This window comes from Vreelandella mediterranea, assembly GCF_970647075.1.
Window position 1 is genome coordinate 2,496,041 of record NZ_OZ310198.1, and the last position, 21,493, is coordinate 2,517,533.

23 protein-coding genes are annotated in these 21,493 nt (G+C 60.3%); 6 read left to right on the forward strand and 17 right to left on the reverse strand.

All coding sequences use genetic code 11. The annotated features are described in order from the left end of the window. Window positions 1-22: 22 nt before the first annotated feature. Complete coding sequence (locus ACWFVE_RS11505; RefSeq protein WP_447529407.1) at window positions 23-904, reverse strand: SMP-30/gluconolactonase/LRE family protein; 882 nt, start codon at window positions 902-904, stop codon at window positions 23-25. Next, window positions 891-1,751 carry an SDR family NAD(P)-dependent oxidoreductase gene (locus ACWFVE_RS11510; RefSeq protein WP_447529408.1) on the reverse strand — a complete coding sequence of 287 codons (861 nt, stop codon included), beginning with the start codon at window positions 1,749-1,751 and terminating at the stop codon, window positions 891-893. The genes ACWFVE_RS11505 and ACWFVE_RS11510 overlap by 14 nt, the downstream gene beginning before the upstream one ends. A gap of 166 nt (window positions 1,752-1,917) precedes the next feature. Here ACWFVE_RS11510 and ACWFVE_RS11515 point away from each other — a divergent pair, with 166 nt between their 5' ends. Beyond that, the gene (locus ACWFVE_RS11515; protein ID WP_447529409.1) at window positions 1,918-2,847 is read left to right on the forward strand and encodes a LysR substrate-binding domain-containing protein; all 930 of its coding nucleotides are present in this window, start codon (window positions 1,918-1,920) and stop codon (window positions 2,845-2,847) included. Here the strand turns inward: ACWFVE_RS11515 and ACWFVE_RS11520 are convergent. The 7 genes from ACWFVE_RS11520 to ACWFVE_RS11550 form a co-directional block, all read right to left on the reverse strand. After that, window positions 2,836-3,723: a hypothetical protein gene (locus tag ACWFVE_RS11520; RefSeq protein ID WP_447529410.1), complete on the reverse strand. Its 888-nt coding sequence runs from the start codon at window positions 3,721-3,723 to the stop codon at window positions 2,836-2,838. The genes ACWFVE_RS11515 and ACWFVE_RS11520 overlap by 12 nt on opposite strands. 29 nt (window positions 3,724-3,752) lie before the next feature. Then, window positions 3,753-4,364, reverse strand: coding sequence for a hypothetical protein (locus tag ACWFVE_RS11525; protein WP_447529411.1), 612 nt, complete (start codon window positions 4,362-4,364; stop codon window positions 3,753-3,755). A gap of 11 nt (window positions 4,365-4,375) precedes the next feature. Beyond that, on the reverse strand, window positions 4,376-4,588 hold the full coding sequence (locus ACWFVE_RS11530; RefSeq protein ID WP_447529412.1) for a hypothetical protein: 213 nt from the start codon (window positions 4,586-4,588) through the stop codon (window positions 4,376-4,378). A gap of 60 nt (window positions 4,589-4,648) precedes the next feature. Next, window positions 4,649-5,053 (reverse strand): hypothetical protein, encoded by a 405-nt coding sequence (locus ACWFVE_RS11535; protein ID WP_447529413.1) that lies wholly within the window; start codon window positions 5,051-5,053, stop codon window positions 4,649-4,651. 78 nt (window positions 5,054-5,131) lie between these two features. Continuing rightward, window positions 5,132-6,175 carry an SDR family oxidoreductase gene (locus ACWFVE_RS11540; RefSeq protein ID WP_447529414.1) on the reverse strand — a complete coding sequence of 348 codons (1,044 nt, stop codon included), beginning with the start codon at window positions 6,173-6,175 and terminating at the stop codon, window positions 5,132-5,134. A 165-nt stretch (window positions 6,176-6,340) separates the two neighbouring features. Beyond that, entirely contained in the window at window positions 6,341-7,942 is a 1,602-nt protein-coding gene (locus tag ACWFVE_RS11545; RefSeq protein ID WP_447529415.1) for a PQQ-dependent sugar dehydrogenase, read from the reverse strand. Between the two features lie 101 nt (window positions 7,943-8,043). Beyond that, on the reverse strand, window positions 8,044-8,310 hold the full coding sequence (locus tag ACWFVE_RS11550) for a DksA/TraR family C4-type zinc finger protein (protein ID WP_447529416.1): 267 nt from the start codon (window positions 8,308-8,310) through the stop codon (window positions 8,044-8,046). Between the two features lie 342 nt (window positions 8,311-8,652). Between ACWFVE_RS11550 and ACWFVE_RS11555 the strand changes: the two genes are divergently transcribed. Continuing rightward, window positions 8,653-9,144 (forward strand): hypothetical protein, encoded by a 492-nt coding sequence (locus ACWFVE_RS11555; protein WP_447529417.1) that lies wholly within the window; start codon window positions 8,653-8,655, stop codon window positions 9,142-9,144. A 154-nt stretch (window positions 9,145-9,298) separates the two neighbouring features. Beyond that, entirely contained in the window at window positions 9,299-12,109 is a 2,811-nt protein-coding gene (locus ACWFVE_RS11560; RefSeq protein ID WP_447529418.1) for an EAL domain-containing protein, read from the forward strand. 32 nt (window positions 12,110-12,141) lie between these two features. On the opposite strand, the gene nfsA is transcribed toward ACWFVE_RS11560, so the two are convergent. Beyond that, a complete protein-coding gene (gene nfsA, locus ACWFVE_RS11565) occupies window positions 12,142-12,879 on the reverse strand; it encodes an oxygen-insensitive NADPH nitroreductase (RefSeq protein WP_447529419.1) in 738 nt (245 codons plus the stop codon). Between the two features lie 184 nt (window positions 12,880-13,063). On the opposite strand from nfsA, the gene ACWFVE_RS11570 reads away from it, so the two are divergent. Further along, window positions 13,064-13,852 carry a class I SAM-dependent methyltransferase gene (locus ACWFVE_RS11570; protein ID WP_447529420.1) on the forward strand — a complete coding sequence of 263 codons (789 nt, stop codon included), beginning with the start codon at window positions 13,064-13,066 and terminating at the stop codon, window positions 13,850-13,852. 83 nt (window positions 13,853-13,935) lie between these two features. Here ACWFVE_RS11570 and ACWFVE_RS11575 read toward each other — a convergent pair whose 3' ends face one another. Then, on the reverse strand, window positions 13,936-14,997 hold the full coding sequence (locus tag ACWFVE_RS11575; protein ID WP_447529421.1) for an NAD(P)-dependent alcohol dehydrogenase: 1,062 nt from the start codon (window positions 14,995-14,997) through the stop codon (window positions 13,936-13,938). A 173-nt stretch (window positions 14,998-15,170) separates the two neighbouring features. On the opposite strand from ACWFVE_RS11575, the gene ACWFVE_RS11580 reads away from it, so the two are divergent. After that, window positions 15,171-16,064 (forward strand): AraC family transcriptional regulator N-terminal domain-containing protein, encoded by an 894-nt coding sequence (locus tag ACWFVE_RS11580; RefSeq protein ID WP_447529422.1) that lies wholly within the window; start codon window positions 15,171-15,173, stop codon window positions 16,062-16,064. Between the two features lie 33 nt (window positions 16,065-16,097). On the opposite strand, the gene ACWFVE_RS11585 is transcribed toward ACWFVE_RS11580, so the two are convergent. Next, on the reverse strand, window positions 16,098-16,523 hold the full coding sequence (locus ACWFVE_RS11585) for a VOC family protein (RefSeq protein WP_447529423.1): 426 nt from the start codon (window positions 16,521-16,523) through the stop codon (window positions 16,098-16,100). A 236-nt stretch (window positions 16,524-16,759) separates the two neighbouring features. On the opposite strand from ACWFVE_RS11585, the gene ACWFVE_RS11590 reads away from it, so the two are divergent. Beyond that, a complete protein-coding gene (locus tag ACWFVE_RS11590; RefSeq protein ID WP_447529424.1) occupies window positions 16,760-17,002 on the forward strand; it encodes a DUF3820 family protein in 243 nt (80 codons plus the stop codon). Here ACWFVE_RS11590 and ACWFVE_RS11595 read toward each other — a convergent pair. The 5 genes from ACWFVE_RS11595 to ACWFVE_RS11615 form a co-directional block, all read right to left on the reverse strand. Continuing rightward, complete coding sequence (locus tag ACWFVE_RS11595; protein WP_447529425.1) at window positions 16,992-17,330, reverse strand: hypothetical protein; 339 nt, start codon at window positions 17,328-17,330, stop codon at window positions 16,992-16,994. The genes ACWFVE_RS11590 and ACWFVE_RS11595 overlap by 11 nt on opposite strands. A 64-nt stretch (window positions 17,331-17,394) precedes the next feature. Further along, window positions 17,395-17,868 carry a metallophosphoesterase family protein gene (locus ACWFVE_RS11600; protein ID WP_447529426.1) on the reverse strand — a complete coding sequence of 158 codons (474 nt, stop codon included), beginning with the start codon at window positions 17,866-17,868 and terminating at the stop codon, window positions 17,395-17,397. Between the two features lie 8 nt (window positions 17,869-17,876). Next, window positions 17,877-18,503 (reverse strand): SDR family oxidoreductase, encoded by a 627-nt coding sequence (locus ACWFVE_RS11605; RefSeq protein ID WP_447529427.1) that lies wholly within the window; start codon window positions 18,501-18,503, stop codon window positions 17,877-17,879. Window positions 18,504-18,583: 80 nt separating this feature from the next. Continuing rightward, entirely contained in the window at window positions 18,584-20,692 is a 2,109-nt protein-coding gene (locus ACWFVE_RS11610; RefSeq protein WP_447529428.1) for a methyl-accepting chemotaxis protein, read from the reverse strand. A gap of 165 nt (window positions 20,693-20,857) precedes the next feature. Continuing rightward, window positions 20,858-21,472, reverse strand: coding sequence for a flavin reductase family protein (locus tag ACWFVE_RS11615; protein ID WP_447529429.1), 615 nt, complete (start codon window positions 21,470-21,472; stop codon window positions 20,858-20,860). Window positions 21,473-21,493: the final 21 nt, after the last annotated feature.

Genomic DNA, 21,493 nt, shown 5'->3' on the forward strand with positions numbered 1-21,493 from the left:
CAATATGAAACGAATGGGCGGGCTAATGTGCCTTGAAACGATAGCGCGGCTCGCCGGCCACGGGCAGGCGCACCGCGAATAGATCGCCCGACTCGGGGTAGCGTTCGAGCTCATTCGCGCCCATACCGAACCGGGCGGAGGTCACGAAAAGCGTTTGCATGTCGTCGCCCCCGAAGCAGCAGCTGGTGGGCCGGGGCACGGGCGCCGGAAGTTTATCGGTCAGTTCACCATAAGCGTTATAGCGCAGCAAGCAGGCGCCGTTGAACTGGCACACCCAAATGCCGCCTTCCACATCCATGGCGAGCCCGTCGGGTCGCCCAAGATGAGCTGGAGTCTCTACGAAGGTGGCGATATTGCTCAGGGCGCCGGTGCTCGGCGAGTAGTCCGCCTGCAAAATGCGCCGCGCCATGGAGTCCACGAAGTAAAGGCGGCTCCCCGCCCGGTTCCACGCCAGGCCGTTGGGCAGACCCATGCCCCCATGAATACGCGTGGCCGTTAATCGATCATCGAAGCCGTAGAGCCGCCCGCTTTCGCTTGCATGCTCTTGATCCATCAAACCACTTACGAAGCGCCCTTGGGGGTCGCAGGCGCCGTCGTTGAAGCGGTGATTCGGGTCCGTGCTTACCGCCTCCGAGGTTCGGGTAACGTGTCGAGTCTGGCGATCGAGCAGCGCGACCCGCGAGCCCTCGGCAAATATCAGATCACCGGTTTCGGTGAGCGCCAGCGCGCCGATGGGCTGGCTTGACGTATAGCGTGTCTGAAGCCCGCCGCCTGGTTCAAAAGCGTATAGGCGCCCGCCGGTGATATCGACGAAATAGAGCGTGCCGGTGCGCTCATCCCAGACCGGGCTTTCGCCAAGCTCGGCCCTCACCTCTGCCCACCGACTCAGGTTACCGATGTGCATGGGCGCGCTCCTTGATCGCGTTCCACCGCTCGGCCACCTCGTCGACGCTGGCCGCCCTGACGCGGTTCAAATCCCGCGGGTAGTCGACGCCGACGTTCTCCTCGAACCGGGTGGCACTGAACTGGCCGTTGCTGGCACGCAGAATATAGCCGCTCTCCTGACACCGCTCGCTTGCCAGGTACAGCACTCCCGGCGTTACCCACTCGGGCTTGAGATCCGAAGGTGTATCGGTTTCGCCCCACATGCGCGTTCGGGCCACCGGCGAGACGGCGTTCACCAGGATGCCGTGCTCGGCACCCTCGAAGGCCAGCGCATTCATGAGACCGACCTGGGCCATCTTGCCCGCCGCGTAGGCGGCCAAGCCCTTCTGGCCGTAGCCCAAGTACATGGCGCGGTCGGAGGTGGTCAGCACGATGCGCGGGGCGCTCGATGCCTTGAGGTGAGTCCAGGCATGTTTGGCAAGCCACATTGGCGCCCAGACGTTCACTGCTAATGAGCGCTCGAGAAAATCCGTCTGGGCGTTTTCGATGCGCTGGTAGCCGACCCAGCCGGCGTTGTGAATGATGATATCCAGGCCCTGAAACGCGGAAGCGGCCCGCGCGACCAGTGTTTGACACTCGGCCTCTTCTGACAGGTTGCCGCTATGGGCCACGGCGTTATAGCCCTGCTCTCTGAGCGCGGCTGCGGCTTGTTCGGCAATACCGCTATCACTACCCGCCCCACTACGGTCGGCGCCGCAGTCGCTGATCACGACATTGGCGCCCGCCTCAGCGAGTGCTACGGCATAGGCCCAGCCGAGCCCTCGGGCGCCGCCAGTGATCAGGGCGGTTCGATTCTTGAACGGCATCGATGGCTCCTTTCAAAGCGTGAGTGAATACCTTTCAAGATACGGCTTCAATTAATTTTGGCTAATATTGATTAACGGCGGGTTTGATATCTTTTAAATATTACTCAGCCGTTTTTGCATCATTTAAAATACTGAAGGCCTCATCGATTCATTCATCAAGGTTCACATGATCGAAACTCGCTTGCTCGAGCAGTTCGTTGCGGTGGCGGAAGAGCTTCACTTTCACCGCGCCGCCGCCCGGCTCAACATGGCACAGCCGCCCTTGAGCCAGGCTATTGCTCGGCTCGAAGACCGCTTGGGTTTTGGGCTGTTCACCCGCGGCAAGCGTGACGTCGCGCTGACTCCCGCTGGCCGCGCCTTTCTGGAAACCGCCTACGCCACCCTCGATACGTTGGAAACCGGGATCAGCAAGGCGCGCGATGTGGCCAACGGCGTGGCTGGCCGGCTGAGGGTCGCCACCCTGTCGCTTGCGGGCTACGCACCGGTACTCGCGACGCTGCGCGATTTTCGATGCGCGCTGCCCGAGGTCGAGCTCGACCTTCGCGAGATGCCTTCCGCGCGCCAGCTCGAAGCGCTGTTGGCTGGCGAGGTCGACGTGGCGCTGATGCGCGAACTGACGCTGCCGCCGGTGATTGAGACGCGAAAAGTGCTGGAAGAGGCGATCCTGCTGGCACTTCCCGCCGACCACCCCGGCGCGGCCCACGCCGCAAGCAGCGAGTCGGTGCGTCTTGAGGCGTTTGCCGAGTGCGATTTCGTCTTCACTCCACGGGGGCTGGGGCCGGGCTATCATCACCGGCTGATGGCGCTATGCCAGGCGGCGGGGTTCACCCCTGCCATCAAACAGGAAGCGGCCCAGCTTCATACTTTGCTGGGGCTGGTGGCAAGCGGGCTGGGCGTTGCGCTGGTGCCCTCCTCGCTCGCGCGCTCGGTGCGTTTGGACGGGGTCGTGTTTTGCGCGCTGGCGCCGCTTGCGGGCGGGCCCGATTCGACTCTGGCGCTCAACGTGAATTGGCACCGCGAGAACACCTCACCACTGGTCGAGGATTTCATCGCCCGGCTCGCGTTTCAGGTGGATGAAAAGGCTCTACCCCTTTAGCCGCTCCTCGTGGGTTTTGACGTAATCAGGGTTGATCAGCTTGCGAAGCTTCAGGCACAGGAAATAGACCAGCGACCCGGCGGCGAAGGCGATAGCAATGGGTACGACGATGGCCAACATCACGGTAAAAAACCCGAGCCCGTAAGACTTGGCGAGCGGGTCGGCGTAACCGATCATCAATACCAGGCTCAACAGTATAGAAGGGCCAACGATCAACGCTTGGGCCAGAAAGTAGCGATAGAAATAGCGTCGGCCGTATCGGGCATAGACACCGTCGATGTCGACCTTGATCTCATCCCCCTCCTCGCTCTCGAGCTTGAGCAGTATGGCCTCGCGCTTTTTTCTCAACGCCAGTGGCGCCCCGTCGGGCGTCTCAAAAGATAGCTCGACCACGTGCGCCTCGAAGGGCTTCCCGGCAAAAAACATGAAGATGATTTCCGTATCCAATGGCCTGATGAACTCAAAGTCGCCGATACTATGGAAATACAGAGTGGTTCTGCCGTTATAGGTGGCGTAGCTAACCGCCTGCTGCTCCATCACGCCCTTGATCATCGTCACTTGAGCCGCCGTTTTGAGCCTTCGCTTGGTGCCTTCACGGATCATTCCTCGCGCGACATACCCCAGAAGCCCTGTCGTTGCCGCCGCGATCAAAAAGCCCACGATCTGAAAGCGGATCAAAAGCCCCAGCGTGAGCACTAAAAGCGCGATGCCCATCAGCCCGAAAACGGCGCCGACCAGTGCGGTGACGTGAAGCCCCATTCGCTTGTAAAGCGCCACCTGCCTTACGTGAAACCGCTCGTTTACCGTCATTTCACGCTGGCCGAGTGTTCTTGCCTCATCGATGGCGGTATCGCCCTTGGGTTTCTGTTTTTTCATGGTCTCTGTTGCCTATTCCTTCGACGAGCCTAGCCCTTGAGCATCTCTTCCAGCGTCAGGCCCTGAAAATCGGGGTCGAGTTTCTTTCTGAGCTTTTTGTAGAGGTACTCGAGCAATTCGTACATCAGGCCCCCGGCGATGATCGATGCCACCAGAATTCCCATCAATGCCCAGAAAGTGAAGATCTCGTACTTGAAGATCAGGTAGAAGCCAAGCCCGGGGCAAAGCAACATGGGCGGGGCGCTTAGAAGGTTGAAACGCCAAGCATCGCGTTTGAACATCTTTCGCCCGTACTTCTCGAAAGCCCCGTTCAGGTTGATTCGATCATTGAGGTTGAAAAGAAGCGCCTCCTCAACCCCCTTATAGCGCTTGCCCGGGTTCAGCGGTGGATACATCCGCAAAAAGAGTGCGTGTACATTGATGACCTGACCATGGCACTTTTCGAGAAGGTAGTACGACCCCGGAGGGCCGTGCAGCAAGGCGTTGCCGATGTAGTACTCATTCACGTAGTGGCCGCCGCCGTTCATGCTCGGCACGCGCTTTTTGCGAATGGTCAGGATGCCCCGAATGATGGAGACGCGCGGGTCGAAACGCACGCGGCGCCGATAACCCAGCCAGAACATCCAAACGCCGGTGATCATCGGCGCCAGCGTCAGAAACGCGAGGAGCGAAACCCTACCCAATCAAGCGTCAGCGTATCCAGGCTGAAGGCGACCGGAAGCCCTGCCCCCATAGAAAATGTGATGACGCCACCCACCATCAAAAACCAAAAAATATAGCGATGCGCCGCCACGACTTTTTTCGCATAGGCGTATTCGTGACCGGTCATCAAACGTTCGTCGATGATCGCGCCGTGATACTTCATTGAAAGCCTCTCACCGGCCGTGGTGTCGAATCACTCGTATCTTGAAGAGAAAAACCTTGATCAGCTCTTGAAGGGCCGGTGCTTTTCATACAGAAATTCGACGGAGTGCTCGAAGAGCTCCTGAATATGGGTCTTGGCGGTGTCGATGGTAACGAGATGGAAATCACGGCTCAGCGCCTGGCGGCCGAGCAGGTTGAAGAGGCCGGTTTTGACGACGACGGTCAAAGAGAGCAAGCCCTTGTCTTCTTCGATGGGAATGAATTGGTAGTAGGCATGTTTGCCTTGTTCATCCCCGATTACGAAGTCGATACCCCCGCCTTCACCCAGTTCCTCGAAAATAGCGATCTCTTGTTTCCAGGGGTAGCGGTCGATGATTTCAAAAGCCTGTTCGAGGTGATCCGTGTCGGCCTTGTGTTGGGCGAAATCGCGATCTTCGCTGTGGTGGGAGTAACGAATATGAACCATGAGTATGAACAAGCCTGCGGGTAGACAATAATTAAGCCGCTAATTATATACCCGATGACCCCACAGGCTGAACCGATATCAGGGCTGACCACTGCCCCCCGCCGAGCCATACACATGCCCTGTGGTGAAGCTCGATTCCTGGGAGGCGAGCAGCACGTATATGCCGGCAATCTCCGCCGGTTGGCCGGGGCGGCCGAAGGGCGTGTCTTCGCCGAAGTTCTGCACCGCGTCGTCCGGCTGGCCGCCGCTGGGCTGTAGCGGTGTCCAGAACGGGCCCGGTGCCACGGCGTTGACGCGAATGCCCTGCTCGGCGACCTGTTTGGCCAGGCCCTTGGTGAAGGCGATGATCGCCGCCTTGGTCATGGAGTAGTCGAGCAGCACCTTGGGCGGGTCGTAGGCTACTACCGAGGAGGTGTTGATGATCGAGGCCCCCGCTTCCAGATGCTCCATCGCCGCCTGGGTGATCCAGTACATGGCGTAAAGGTTCGTCTTCATGGTGGCATCGAAGTCGTCGTGGGAGATATCGGTGATCGACGGCTTCCACTGCTGACGCGCGGCGTTGTTGACCAGAATATCCAGACCGCCCAGGCGCTCCACCGCGGTCTCGACCAGCTCGCGGCAGAATGCCTCGCTTTGAATGTCCCCGGGGATCGCCACCGCCGTGCGTCCTTCCGCTTCGATTAGTTCGATCACTTCCCGAGCGTCGGACTCCTCGGCCTCGAGGTAGTTGATCGCGACATCCGCCCCTTCCCGGGCGTAGGCGATCGCCGCGGCGCGGCCGATACCGGAGTCGCCGCCGGTAATCAGCGCCCGGCGCCCTTCCAGGCGGCCGCTGCCCCGGTAGCTCTCTTCGCCGTGGTCGGGGCGCGGCTCCATTTCGCTTGCCAGGCCCGGCCACTCCTGTGGCTGTTCGGGAAACGGCGGTGCCGGGTACTGGCTGGTGGGGTCCTGCATTTTGAGCGCTTCGCTTGCGCCTTCACCACCATTGGACCCCGCGCGGGACTGGCTTGACGCAGTCGATGACTGACCAAAGGCGGGCGTGGCCATGGCCGCGGCAACCCCGGTGGCCAAGCCGCCAACCACTTTACGCCGTGTCGGGTCGAACGTGTTGATAGGCTTCATCATAACCTCCTTGTCCAAAGTCATTGCGGCTCGATTGCGTTGTTCGAGCGCGGTCCCGTTCGTACAGGCACTCTATTGACTTTAGTCTTGATCGAGGAAATCACAAACTCACCCAGAGTGGATGCGCCGCGCCGCGAGACCCGTGCGAACCCCGCGGCCTGGGCGTCAAGGTGTGGCGGGTGTGACGCGAACAAGGCGCCCCTGGGGGCTATCGGTGAGTAGATAAATCGCGCCGTCCGGGCCGGTACGGACATCGCGGATGCGCTCGTCGAGCTCGCCAAACAGGCCTTCGACATCCTCGGCTTCGCTGGCATCATCGGAGAGCGTAACGCGGCGCACTTGTTGGTCCACCAGCGCGCCGACCAGCAAGTCGCCCTGCCACTCGAGGAACAGTTCGCCGTCGTAGCGAGTCATACCTGAAGGGGCAATCGAAGGCGTCCATTCGAGAAGCGGTGACTCGGTGCCCGGATACTCGGTAAAGGGCGTGACCCGAGCGCCGGTGTAGTCGAGCCCCGTGGTGGCGATCGGCCAGCCGTAATTGGCGCCGGGGGCGATGATGTTGATCTCGTCACCGCCGCGAGGCCCGTGTTCGTGGGTGATGATGCGGTTATCGCGGTCGACCACCAGGCCCTGAACGTTACGATGCCCGAAACTGTAGATCTCCGGGCGGGCGCTTCTATCATTCACGAACGGGTTGTCCGCCGGGACGCTGCCGTCGCGATTCAAACGCACGATCGTGCCGATGTGGTTTTCGTTGTTTTGCGCCTGCTCGCGGTAGTCGAACCCATCGCCCAGGGTCAAAATGAGCGTGTCATCGGCAAACCAGGCCAGGCGCCCGCCGTAGTGGGCGGCCCCACGTTTGGCGGGGCTTGCGCGAAAAATCTCCTCCACCGGCTCCAGCGCTTCGCCCTCCAGGCGGGCGCGGGCAAGGCACGTGTGATTGGCCTCCTCTTCGCCACACGCGTAGCTTAGAAAAAGCGTTCGATCCTGGCCAAAGCGGGGCGAAAGCAGCACGTCGAAAAGCCCGGATTGGCCGGCGGCGTATACCGCCGGGACATTCTCGATAGCGGACAGGAGTTCCCCCTCCGGGGTTAAAAGCCGCAGACGACCGGGGCGTTCGGTCACCAGCATGTAGCCATCGGGTAAAAAGGCCAGCGACCAGGGATGCTCCAGGCCTTCGGTGAGGGTCTCCAACTGATACGCCGGTGTGGCGCTTTGGGCCAGCGCCGGCGGCGGCGTAGCCAGCAAAGGGCTTGCAGCGGTTAAAAGGATCGCCGCCATTTTAGCCGCTTGCGCCGCGTGGCGGTGGTAATGGCCGCGCCCGCGTAATAGCGCCAGTACCAGCCCGGCAAACCCCGCGCTCGAGAGCATGGCGACGAAACCAAGCGTTGTGCGGGTCGCTGCAATGAGGGTGGGCATCGGCGCAAAATAGTTTACCAAATGGAAGGTGATGAACAGCGCCGTGATCGCCATCAACGGGCAAAGCAGCAGCCGGTAGCGGCCGGCCCACAGCAGCCGGGAGATAAAAAGCGCCACGCTTTGGGAGACGATGAACCCAACGGAGAACAACAGCGCATACACCGGTGAAAAGGTCACCAGGTCCCAAAGTGTCGTCATTACGCGCCGAAAAGCGGATATCTCGACGCCCATGTGTCCCAGCGCCGCTAGATTGATTTGAGTTTGAATAACGCTGCCCAACAAAATACCCGCCAGCAGCGCGATGGCGAAATGGATGAGAATACGGGACCAGGTAGGTCTTTTGCGCATGGTAAGGGCCTTTCAGGGCGTGGCGGGTGCGACGCGAGAGATGGTCTTTTACACTAGCGCAATCGTTGAAGAATTTTAATACGCCCGGTCAACGCAGCGAACTAACGTAACTGGCTATCCTTGCTGCCGCGGCGATTGTAGCCGCTGGCACTGGTGGCCTTTTGATCCTCGGCGCCTTGGCAGGCGATGCAAAGCTTCACGCCGGGCAGGGCCTTGCGCCGCGGCTCGGGAATCGGCTCCAGACACTCCTCGCAGTGGGTATTGCTCTCGCCGCTCGGCAACTGGCTTCGCGCCCGCTCGACACCATCTTCCAGCGTGCTCTCGATTTGCTCTTGCTCGGCGCCATCTTTTGCCCATCCACCGGCCATGGTGACTCTCCTTTGTCGTGGTGACCGCCCCAAGGCGCGGCGGTATCGATTCTTTGTTAGTGTAGTGCCAGTCAGCGATCTGCGCTTTAAACTCAAGCAAGCGGATGGGGCGGCGCCCGCTCGCGGTCCATGCCCATAAAGGCGGATACCCTATCGCAAGCCGGCATTAGCTTAATACACCTTCGTCTATTTTCGTCATACGTAAAAGCCTATAAGCTTAATAACCAATTGTTAATAAAAAGCACTTTAGAGAGGCACCATGTCCAACGTTGCTGACGCGCGAATACGTAGATGTATGCCACCCAAAGGGGCACCCCAAGGGGTTGCAAAGCGATGCATGAAATGCGCTTTCAGCCGACACAGGGTGTGATAACGCCTTCTTTGAAAAACGTAGTGACAAGCGCTGCGGGCATCGGGCTGCTTTTGGCGCTTTGGCTATGTTTAAGCGATGTCCACGCTCAAACACGGGCATCCGAAGATTTACTGCCGGTGACTCATCCTGGGGTGACCACTTCCGGCCTAAGCCGCGATGGCGTTCGCGCCCTCTTTTCCCTGCGCCAGCAAACCTGGCCGGATGGGCACGTGGTTAAGGTGTTCGTGCTGCCTAACCGCCACCCGGCGCACACACGCTTTGCCAAAGAGTGGCTGGATGTTTATCCGCATCAGCTCCAGCTTGCCTGGGATCGTGTCGCGTTTTCAAGTATGGGCGCAGCGCCCCACCGCGTGCGCGATTTGTCCGAAATGCGTGAAAAACTGGCCAACACGCCGGGCGCACTTGGCTATCTCGAGCGGCGCTGTATAGATGATACGGTTCACGTTATTTCCATCGATTAACAACGCCTTTACGGCGCGCACGGCAAGCCAACACGGGATACGCTCTTGTGACATTTTTCACGACGCCTAGGCGTTGGTTACCGGGAAACGACTATTCATGCAGCCTACGGCACCTCGGCGAGCGCCCCGCTGGTTAAGTTTGACATGGCGGGTAGTGGCTCTTAGCAGCCTTTTGCTGCTGGGATTAATGGCGCTTTTTGTATGGCTTGGGCAACACTACTTGACCCGTCAGTTGGAATCCGCACGCCAGGAGCAGCACGAGCGCCAGCAACGCGAGATACACCTGGCCATGCAGCGCTCGAGCAATAGCCTGCGCCAGTTAACGGGGCTGGCAGCGGCGGCGCCAGAGCTTGGCGCGGCGCTAGAAAGCGGCAGCGAAAGCCAGCTGCGCGCACTGTTGAGCGCCCAATGGCCAACGCTTCAGCTTGAAGGCGGCGTGGACAATCTTTTCGTCTTCAATCGGTTGGGGGACCAAGTACTTCACTTCGGCGTGGGAGACGAAGCGCCGATCTTCCCTGCTCGGCGCTGGATCAATGACGTACTCACCATGGAAGCACCGCTGACCCGGCTTCGCTGCGCGCTGACCTGCCAGCAATTTGCGGCGGTGCCGGTACTGCTGGAGGGGCAAAGCAGCGGCGTGGTGATCTTTTCCCGGGATTTGGCCGACGTGATGCGCGAAGTCAAAGCGGTGTCGGGCAGCGACCTCGCGCTGATGGTGACCGGCGGCGAGGAGACCCAAAACGCGGCGCCTGTGCATAACATCCCCGAATGGGAGGGCCGCGTTATCGCCCTGACCCACTTGGAGCAGGCCCTGCCCGTCATCGAAAACGTTGCGAGAAGCGTCCCCATCTACCGGCTGGTGAACGCCCCCTACAGCGTCGAGCACGATGACCGTCATTTGGAAGTCAGCGCGGTCTATATGCAGGACGACGGTGACTGGCGCAGCACAGGCTACTTTTTACTGGTCGCCGACACGTCACTACAGATAGCCTCCATTCGAACCGCGACCCAAACCCTGCTGCTGGTCGGCGTTATCGGCTGGGTACTCGCAGAACTTTTACTGCTGATCATCTTGCTCGGACCAATGGCCAGGCTTCGCCACGTGGCGCATTTGCTCCCTTCGCTGGCCCGCGGCGAGTTCGAAAACGTACAGGGCACGCTGTTGCCGGGGCCCGCACGCTGGCGCAACGAGATCGACGTATTGGAAGAGGCAACGCGAGCGCTGGCGCTGCAACTACATGCGTTGGAAAACGATGTAAAAGAGCGCAGCGACGAGCTCTGTGTACGTGTGGACGAACTCGCCTGCGAGCGCGATTTCGTCAATAGCCTGCTCAATACCGCTCAGGTCTTCATTATCGGCCAGGACCGCCAGGGCTATATCCGTCTGGCCAACTGTTTTACCCACGAGGCACTGGGGTGCCAAGAGGGGGAACTGATCGGCCAGCATTTCAACGCGGTGTTCAATCAGCCCGAGCCGATGCCGGCCCCGCTTCGGGAGCGCACTCAAACAGGCCAAGTGGGCAGCGATGAGCGGCCGGGACCTGAAGAAAGCACGTTTGAAGCGCTCGACAAGCGTCGTACTACCGTTGCCTGGTATCACGCGCCGCTTCATCACGCCGCCGACGGCTCCCTGGCGTGCGTTACCGTGGGGCTGGATATTACCCAGCGCAAGGCCGCCGAGGCGCGCCTGGTGTGGCTCACCGAACGCGATACCACGACCGAGCTTCATAACCGGCGTTACTTTTACGAGGCCCTTGTAAAAGCGCTCGAGGAGCACGCCGAGGTCGCCGTTTTACTGCTCGACCTGAACCGCTTCAAGGAGATCAACGAGCTTAGCGGCCACCACGTCGGTGACCGGCTGCTCAGGAAAGTCGCCTCTACGCTCAGCGCCAACCTGGGGCAGCGCAGCACCATTGCGCGCCTGGGCGGCGACGAGTTTGCGCTGCTGATGAGCGGTATTTCGAGCGAACAGGCGGCTCACGTGGCCGAGTATGTCATCCAGCTCATCAACGCCATTGATTTCAACGCCGCCGGGCGCAAGCACCATATTGGAGCAAGCGTGGGCATTGCGCTTTCCCCCTTGCACGGCAGTACGCCGGCCGATCTTTTAGCCAGTGCCGATATCGCTATGTACAAAGCCAAGGAGCACGGCGACCCCCACTGGCACGTGCTCTCGACCGCCGACGACGCCCGCGGCGAACTTCAAGAGCGGGTATACTGGGTCGAGCGGCTTCGCCAAGCCCTGGACAACGACGCGTTCGATATCTGGGTGCAGCCCATCGTGCACCTGGAGGATCATTCCGTTAAGCACTATGAGGCGCTGCTCCGGATGCGCGGCGCCAATAATAGCCTCGTGCTGCCCGCGCACTTCATCCCTATCGCCGAGCATAGCGGGCTGATTACCCAGTTGGACCGGTGGGTGATTCATCACAGCTTGAAAGCGCTTGCCACGCTTCAAGCGCACGGTATTTCGCTGGCGCTCAACCTCTCCGGCCAATCGCTTCACGACCAGGAGCTGAGCCAGTACTTGACCGAGGAGCTTCACGCCCACCGGGTCGACCCCTGCCGCCTGATACTGGAAGTCACCGAAACCGCCGCGATCACCGATTTTTCTGCCGCTCACAACGTGCTTCAAAAGCTTCGTGAGCTGGGCTGTAAAACGGCGCTGGACGATTTCGGCGTCGGCTTTAGCAGCTTCCACTACCTGGGGCAGCTACCGGTGGACTACATCAAGATCGACGGCTCCTTCATCCGCAACCTGCTGACCGACCCGGACAGCCAAACCATCGTCAAAGCCATTGCCGACATCGCCAAAGGCTTTGGCAAGCAGACCATCGCCGAGTTCGTCGAGCAGCCGGCGCTGCTTGCGCTTTTGCAGGCCCACGGCATCCACTACGCCCAGGGGTTCCACCTGGGCGAGCCGATACCGCTGACCACCCTATTGAACGACTTGTCGCAAACCTGAGCGCCGGCCTTGGCGCGGCCGAGGCCAGGGCGTTACTTCATTTCGAAACCGCGCTCGATGAGAAATTCGCGCATATGGGCCCGCAGCTTGGTATCGAACAGCGGCGTCAGATTGTGCGACCAATCGGTGTCCTTGTTGGCACTGCTACGCGCCTGGTAGTACGCCTTCATGGTCTCATCGAACGCCTCGACCTGGTCGCGGTCTTCGCTGTAGTAATCTTCCTTGAGCACCGCTTCGACGGGCAGGCGCGGCTTCACCTCGGGGATCTGATCAGGCTCGGGATAGCCGATGCACATGCCAAACACCGGGTAGACGTGCTCGGGCAGGCGTAAAAGCTCGCTGACCGCGGCGGGATTATTGCGCAAGCCACCGATATAGCAGATGCCCAGGCCTTCCGACTCCGCGGCGACGGCCACGTTTTGTGCGACCAGCGCGGCATCCACGGTGGAGACCAGTAGCTGTTCGGTCATGCCACGTACGACCTTCGCCCCGGTGCGCTCGGCGGCTTCGGTGGGCCGTTTCATATCGGCACAGAAGACCAAAAACGTCGACGCCTGGTGGATATAAGGCTGCCCACCGGCAAGCTCCGCGAGCTTTTCGCGGTTTTCCGGCGCCTTGACGTGAATGATGCTGTACGCCTGCACGTGGCTGGAGGTCGCCGCGCCCTGGCCCGCTTCGATCAGATCGACCAAAAGCTCCCGGGGGATCGACTGATCGCGAAACTTGCGAATCGAGCGGTGAGACGTCATTAACTTGATCGTGTCGTTCATACTTCCTCAATGCGAATACGAATTCGAAAAACGGCCCTCTACAGTAGAAATCTCATCCTACAGGGAGGCCATAACGTAGCGAAAATAAAGCAAGGTAGCGTTAATTACTTGCTCATTACGCTACCGGTAGCGGACTATACTGTGCTTGGAACACACTTTCTCTTTTTACGCTCGGAAGCCCACTATGTCCGATACCTTTGAAGACCAACATCAGCAAGGCCCGGGCCAGCGCTGGAATGCCCAGGATTACGCCGAGCACGCAAGCTTCGTGCCGGCGCTTGGCAACGACGTGCTGGATCTTCTGGCCGCCAGGCCTGGCGAGCGTATTCTCGACCTGGGCTGCGGCGACGGCGCCTTGACCGAGCGTATCAGCCAGCTTGGCGCCGACGTCGTCGGCGTGGACGCCGCCGAAGAAATGGTCGAAGCTGCCCGTCAGCGCGGCCTCGATGCCAGGCACATCGACGCCTACCAGCTCCCCTTCGATCAAGAGTTCGATGCGGTGTTCAGCAACGCCGTTCTGCACTGGCTGCTCGACCCGCAAACGGTATTGGCTTGCATCAAGCGCGCCCTGAAACCTGGCGGGCGGCTCATAGCCGAGTTTGGCGGTCACGGTAACATCGCCGCGATTTGCACCGCGTTGATCGCGGCGCTCCAGTTTCGTGGCATCAGCGCCCGGGGCCGCCATCCCTGGTATTTCCCTACCGCCCAGGAGTATACCCACCTGCTCGAAACCGTCGGCTTCAAGGTCGATAGCATCGAACTGGTAGCGCGCCCAACGCCGCTACCCACCGGCATGACCGGCTGGCTCGACACCTTTGCCGGGCCCTTTCTGCACGGCCTCGATGAGAACATGAAGAACACCGTGGTGGATAACACCCTGAATCTTCTTTCTCATAGCTTGAGCGACGGCCAGGGCCACTGGAGCGCCGACTACGTGCGCCTGCGCGTCGTCGCCCATCTGCCTGAGGTTTAAAAAGCGTTTTGCAAAACGGTACGTAAAAAACCGCCCACACGAGGTGGGCGGTGGATATCGGCTACGTGTCAAGGCGCGAGCAATCAGGCCTTATCGCCTTTCAGGGTGGCCATGTCGATCACGAAACGGTAGCGCACGTCACCTTTTTCCATACGCTCGAAGCCTTCGTTGATCGCATTGATGTCGAGCATCTCGATGTCGCAGGTGATGCCCTGGTCGGCACAAAGCTTCAAGAACTCTTCGGTTTCGGCGATGCCACCGATCAACGAGCCAGCCACGACACGGCGCTTGAACACCAGGTTGAACGCTTCGATAGCGGGCTCGATCGGCTCCAGCAGGCCCACGATGATGTGCGTGCCGTCATACTTGAGCGACGCGAGGTAGGGGTTGAGGTCGTGCTGGACCGGCACGGTATCGAGCATGAAGTCGAAGGTTTCCGCCACCGCGTCCATCTGCTCTTGATCGCTTGAAACCACGACGTGGTCGGCACCGTTGCGCTTGGCTTCTTCTATCTTGGCGCTCGAGCGGGTAAAGAGCGTGACTTCGGCGCCCAGCGCTTTGGCCAGTTTCACGCCCATGTGGCCCAAACCGCCCATACCGATGACACCGACCTTGTGCCCTTTACCGACGCCGTGGTGCTTGAGCGGCGAGTAGGTGGTGATACCGGCGCACAAAAGCGGCGCGGCGGAGGCAAGATCGATGCCGTCGGGCATTTGCAGTACGAAGTGTTCGCTCACCACGATGGAATCGGAGTAGCCACCCTGGGTGACGGTACCGTCCTGGCGGTCTTCGCTACCATAGGTCATGGTGAAGCCTTCCAGGCAGTACTGCTCGACGCCATCCTTACAGGCGCTGCAGCTGCGGCAAGAATCGACCATGCAGCCCACGCCGACCAGGTCGCCTTGTTTGAAGCGGCTGACCTTGTCGCCCACTGCCGTTACGCGGCCCACGATTTCGTGGCCGGGCACGACCGGATACTGGCTCATACCCCAGTCGTTACGCGCGAAGTGCAGGTCGCTGTGGCAAACGCCACAGTAGAGAATTTCGATGGCGACGTCGTCCGGGCGCGGTTCGCGGCGCTCAAAACTAAACGGGGCCAGCGGCTTATCGGCGGCAAAAGCGGCATAGGAGTGTGCCTGGGTCATAAACGCTCCGAGTGGTCGAATGAAAGTACCTTCATTATTGACCCTATTGGGCCATCTTGCGATGAAGGAAGCTCCACCGTTTTTGCCTTTTTCTCCAAAACCCTGCAATCAAGTAACAAAAAACCGTGCAAAAATGGCACAATCCTCGTTAAACGGCCTTTTGGAACCCGATCATGGTGACCTCTTCTGCCCCTTCGAGCCCGCTTGCTCGGCTCATAGAGCCGCTGGTGCGCCACGAAGGCTTCAATGCCTCGCTGCTCGACCAGGTGTCGCTGCTCTATCTGCCGCGCCGCCAAGCGCGCACGCCGCTCATGTACGAACCCAGCCTGATCATCATCGCCCAGGGGCGAAAAACCGGCTACCTGGGTGACCGGGAAATCCACTACGACCCGGGCCAGTACCTGGTGCAAACCCTACCGCTGCCCTTCGAGTGCGAAACCGACGCCAGCCCCCAGGCGCCGCTGCTGGGCATTTCGATCAAGCTCGACCCAGCGCTACTGGGGGAGCTCGTCACCGCCATGGGCGGCTGTGCGCCGCAAAATGCCGCGCCGCGCCCCATGGCATCCGTCGCCATGAACGCCGCCATGCAAGGCGCGGTGGCGCGGCTGATTGACACCTTGCACGAAAGCGAAGCGTGCAGCGCCATGGGCGCGGCGCGCATCCGCGACGTCGTCTACGAGGCGCTCAAGGGCGAACAGGGCCCGGCGCTGCGCGCGCTGGTTCAGGGGCACGGCCACTACGCGCGTATCGTGCAGGTGCTTGCCAGGTTGCACGACCACTTTGCCGAGGAAGTCAGCGTCGAGGCGCTGGCTCGCCAGGTGAACATGAGCAGCTCCGCGTTTCACCTGCACTTCAAGCAGATAACCCGGGCATCCCCGGTGCAGTACATAAAGCGCCTGCGCCTGCTCAAGGCGCAGCAGCTTCTCACCCAGCAAAGCCATAACGTGAACCAGACGGCGCTGGCGGTGGGCTACCGCAGCGCCGCCCAGTTCAGCCGCGACTACAAGCGCTATTTTGGTCACCCACCTTTACAGCACCGCCAACGCGAAAAGGCGCCGGGGGTTTAACCCCCGGCGCCCAGTGCTACATCGAATAGCGGCTTATTTGGCGAATATCTGGCTCTTGTCCTTGAACGCCTTGAACTCGAGGGCGTTACCGCAGGGGTCGAGCAAAAACATCGTCGCCTGCTCGCCGACCTGGCCTTTGAAGCGCACGTAGGGTTCGATCACGAACTCGATGCCCTGCGCTTTCAGCCGCTCGGCCAGCGCCTCCCATTCGTCCCACTCCAAAAGCACGCCAAAGTGCGGCACCGGCACGTCGTGACCGTCGACCGGGTTGGTATGCGCGCTCTCTTGGCCCGGCGTTTTGGGATGGCCGTGAATCACTAGCTGGTGGCCAAAGAAGTTGAAATCGACCCAGTTGTCGCTGGAGCGGCCCTCTTCCAGACCGAACACGTCGTGGTAGAACGCGCGGGCCAGGGGAACATCGTAGACGGGAATGGCAAGGTGAAACGGTGAAAGACTCATGGCAGACTCCTTGAATAATGCGCCACCACTTGGCGAGGGTCGTTTGGCTAAAGTGCCGCTTTAAAGCCATGCTAGGCGGCTTTTTACGAAAACAAAATCATATTTTTGGCCCGATTCAAAAAACGCTCCATCCGAAGGCTTTTGATGGGGATAAAATAGCCCAGACGCGCTGATTATCGACCAATGCCTAACGCCATTGGTCTTCGACGACTATCAATAAGTGAGAAAGGTTGACCGTGAACCCCGACGATCTTGAAAAGCTGGTGACCTACACGATGCCGTTTGGCAAACACCACGGCTGGCTCATTGCCGACCTGCCAGGGCCTTACCTTAACTGGTTTGCACGTGAGGGCTTTCCTTCGGGAGAGATTGGCCAGCTTCTCCAGCTGATGCACGAAATCGATCACAATGGCTTGAGCGGACTACTCGACCCGCTACGCCGCTCTCCCCCAGCAACCAGTCGCAAGCCTAGCGCGTAGCGAGTGCTTTAGCGTATTCCGCCTGATAGGCGGCGCGTTGGCTGGCGGGGTCGTGAGGAAAGCGCTCAAGGGTGGTTGCCAGCTCGAAAAACCCCGTCGCCGGCATAGCGTCGCGCCGGCTGACCACCAGCGCGGCGATAAACGGCCGCTTTGCCGCCGCATCCTCACGCATTAGCTCCTCGAGCGCTTGGGTCACTCTTGCAATGGTGCGTGGAGGGGTAAGGCCTAACTGCTTTGCAACCTGCTGGTAGGTGAACGGCAATTGACTGTCAGGGGCGCTCGCCAGCAGCGTTCGAACGGCACAGGCAAGCGAAGTGGGTGGGGGCATCGCTCTCTTCTCGTTTTCAAGCACCCGTTTTGAAGTGCTTGGCCGGTGGTCTACCGGGCAAACGCTACAAAGGTAGATGGATGATAGCGCGCTGGATACGACGCTCGCCAAGCCAAAGCTTGCCAAGCGTCAACGGCAGTTTGAAACGGCGCTTGCCCGCCGCTCCCGGGTTGAACAAAAGCCTATCGCCTTGCCATTCGTTGCGCGGTTTGTGCGAGTGGCCGTGGAGTACCACATCGCAGGCAGCCGCCTCGTCAAAGTCCGCGAGCCGATGCACCAGGTGCAGCCGCCAGCCGTTGACGTGCAGCGTTTGCGTGGCGGGCAGCTTTTCACACCAGTCCGCGGTATCGATATTGCCCCTGACCGTGTAAAGCGGCGCGAGCGCTTCGAGCCGGTCGAGGATCAAAGCGTCTTCGGGCTTATTACCCACATCGCCCAGGTGTAAAATCGCCCCACAGCCTGCCAAAAGCGTCAGCGCTTCGTCGCGCAGCAAGCCGTGGGTGTCGGCGATTACGCCAACGGGGGCGTCGAGTTTCATACGAGCGGCTAGCTAAACAGCGCGTCGATGGAGCGTTCACCGTTTAGTAGCGTCACGGATTGGTTTTTCAGCGCCGGATTTTTGACCACGTGAAGCAGCGCGTAGGCGACGTCCGCGCGGGTGATCGCCCCTGCACTCGCCTCCATCGAGTCGCTAAACCCATGCGTCGGCGCGTCATCGCTCAACGGCCCGGGTTTTAGAATCACGTAGGGCAGCCCGGCGCTTTGTAGGTGCCGGTCGGCGGCGAACTTGGCCGCCATGTAGGGGCGCATCTTCTCCGGCGCTTCGAGCGGCTGCTCGGCGCGGATAGCGCTGACCATGACAAACCGCTCGAGGCCTTTCTCTTTGGCGATATCCGCCGTGCGAATCGCGCCATATAAATCGATCAACAGCGTCTTGTCCGGCCCGGTGTGCGGGCCCGAACCGGCGGTGAAGACCACCTCGTTGCAACCCTCGAAGGCGTGGGCCATCTCGCCTTCGAGATCGCCGATGACGACCTCGATACCGCGGGCCTTGAACCACTCGGCCTGCTCTTCGCGGCGCACCATCGCCTTGACGGCTACGCCCTCCTGCTGGGCCTGTTCGCAAAACTGCTTACCGATTTGACCGTTGGCACCGACTACGAGCGTCGTCATACTTCACTCCTTGTGTATCGCTTCAACTGTTAAAGAGTAGATGCCGACGCTGGCAGGCGAATTCAACCCCGGGTCGACGCTCAAGCCAGTTGCGGGGCTTTCTCGCTAGCGGGTAGCGCGTTGGTTTCAGCGTAGCCACTGACCTGGAACCGGCTCATCAGAGCGTGCATGTCCCCGGCCCGCTCATCCAGTCGTTGGCTTGCCTGAGTCGCCTCCTGTACCAGTTTGGCGTTTTGATGGGTGACCTGGTCGAGCTGGGCGATCGCCTCGTTGATCTGCTCGATACCCGAGGACTGCTCGGAGGTGGCGTCGGCGATATCGCTGACGTAATGCGTCACCTCGCCCAGACTATCGATGATGTCTTGCAGGTGATTGCTCGAGGCGTGAACCAACTGCTCGCCTTCGCTGACTTTTTTGACGCTGTCATCGACCAGATGGCGAATCTGCGCGGCCTCATCGGCACTGCGTCCGGCCAGCTTGCGCACCTCCTGTGCTACCACGGCAAAGCCGCGTCCTTGCTCACCGGCGCGCGCGGCTTCCACCGATGCGTTGAGGGCAAGCAGGTTGGTTTGAAAGGCAATATCATCGATCGCTTTGACGATCGACGTAATCTGCTCGCTGGAATGGCGAATATCGCTCATCGCCTCGGCGCTTTGTTTGGCCACACCGCCGGCGGCGCGGGCGCGCTGATCGACGTGATGGCTTGCCTTTTTCGCTTGTTCGGCGTAGTCCGCCGTCTGCTTCACTGTGGCGGTCATCTGCTCCACGCTCGAGGCCGTCTGCGCCAGTGAGCTTGCCTGCTGATCCGTGCGCCCGGACAGGTTTTCATTGCCCCCGGCAATCTGGCCACTGCTATGGGCAATGTCTTCGGCGCTTTCGCGCACCTGGCGCACCATGGCTTCGAACGTATCCATCATTTGATTGAAGGCAAACGCGGCCTTACCGACTTCGTCGTCATGCTTGAGCGCCAGACGTTTGGAAAGATCGGCGCGCTCTCCGTCGTCGCCGCCAATCGTCTCCATTTGCCGGCGCATCAGTACCAGTGGGCCCAGTACGCGAACCAGCGTGCGCCAGCCAAATATGGCGAGTAGCGCAATGACGCCCAGCGTCACCAATATCAATAGCGTGCGCCCGGTATCGGCCAGGCGCACGGCGGCGGTGGCGGCGCCGCTGGCCTGGGTGGTGATGTAGCTGTTGATATCGCTTAGATCATCCTGCATCGACGCCAGGGCGGCGGTGGTTTCGGCAAGCGCCGCCTGGGTGCGTGCATCCAGCGCAAGCTGCGCTTCGCGCAACGCGTATACCGAGTCCGGGTCTTCGACCATTAGCTCGTTGAGTTCGGTGATCTCGTCGGCCAGCGCTGCGATGACGGCGCGTTGCTCCACTTCGGTACTAGGCGCTTCGGCAATGGCCGCCAGCGACTGCAGCGCCAGCGCTACTTGGGGGACGATGACATAGTTACGCAGATCCATCAGCTCATCGATGTCGCTTGCATGCAGCATCTGACGGCTTAAATCCGCAAGTCTTGCAATGGCCACTCGCGCCTCGCCGCTCAGCCTACCGATATCGACGCGGGGGGCGTACAAATCATCCAAAAGCTGGGTCGGGAGGGAGGTGGTGCCCTCTTCTCGCCAGGCCTCCATCATATCGCGCTGGGCCGCCTCGCGGCGCGACTGGGTGTAAAGCGTACGGTCAGATACGGTTTGCGCGCTTTGAATGACGCTGTTGATGCGCTGCTCCATCTCGTCGATTTGCGCTGCGATTCGAATGCGCAGGCTCAACGTGTCCCGACGCACCCTATCCAGTGCGCTGTCACCTTCGAGCAGGTTTTCATAGCTTGCATCCAGCGACGACAAACGCGCCACCTGGTCTGCGTGGGAGAGGCGCGACAGGTCTTCGCGGGCACGCTGATAACGCTCATTCAATACGTCCTGGGAGGTGACCGCACCCAGCCCCGCCTCACTTTGCGCCGCCAGCATATCGGCGTGGCGCTGACCAAAGGCCCCCAACGTCAGCACCAGGTGGCGGCTAGCTTCCTGAAGGGGCAATACATCCCCGGTAATATAATGCTGGGCGTTGACGAGCCGCTGGTTGGTGAACCAACCCGTCGTTGCGAGCACACAAGCTCCCAACACGGCCGCCGTAAAAAGGCCAATCAGCATAGCGCGGATACTTAACGACTTTTTCATTCTTCGTGTTCGCTTATAGTTAAAATAAAGAGCGTGGCCATACCGTTTGGACATCACGTTCGCTGCCCCTGGACATCGGGCGCAGTGCGGCACTTATATCGGCCAAGGCTCGTTAAACTTAAGCGAATTTTACGAAGAAGAGCGCAATAAAAAGTCTCCTCTCGATTAGCTCGGCCGCTCGATCACGAAACGGTCGGTGATCCGCACGTAGTCGTTGCCGGCTAGCCGGCCGGTAGGTTTGAGCGTTGCCATGTCCACGTAGCGCCCGTCCCATATCTGCTCGTCGATGTGAATGCTCACTACCTGCACCAACACCAGCGAGCCTGCCAACGGTTTATCGCCAAAGCGGATCACATCGTAACGTTGGCAGCCAAAGGCGACCGGGGCGTCCTTGATGCGCGCCACGCTAACACCCGGCATTTCGGCTTTTTCGAGCCCGGCAAGCGTGAACTCGTCCTCCTGGGCGTCGAGCGTGGCGCTGGTCGCGTTGAGCGCCTCGATCAAATCCTCGCTGCCCACGTGCACGACGCACTCGCCCACCGCTTCGATGTTGTTCACCGTGTCCTTGGCCCTGCCTTCGCCATCCAGTAGCGGCGCAAACGCCAGTACCGGCGGATCGACGCTTGCCACGTTGAAAAACGAAAACGGCGCGAGATTGGCCCTCCCCTGGGCGTCGCGCGTGGCCACCCAGGCAATCGGGCGCGGGCAGATAGTGCCCGAGAAAAGCCGGTAAATCGTACCCGCACTTAGTTCATTGTCTTCCACTACGTAGTGGGCCATGGCGCTCTCCTTCTTGCCTGA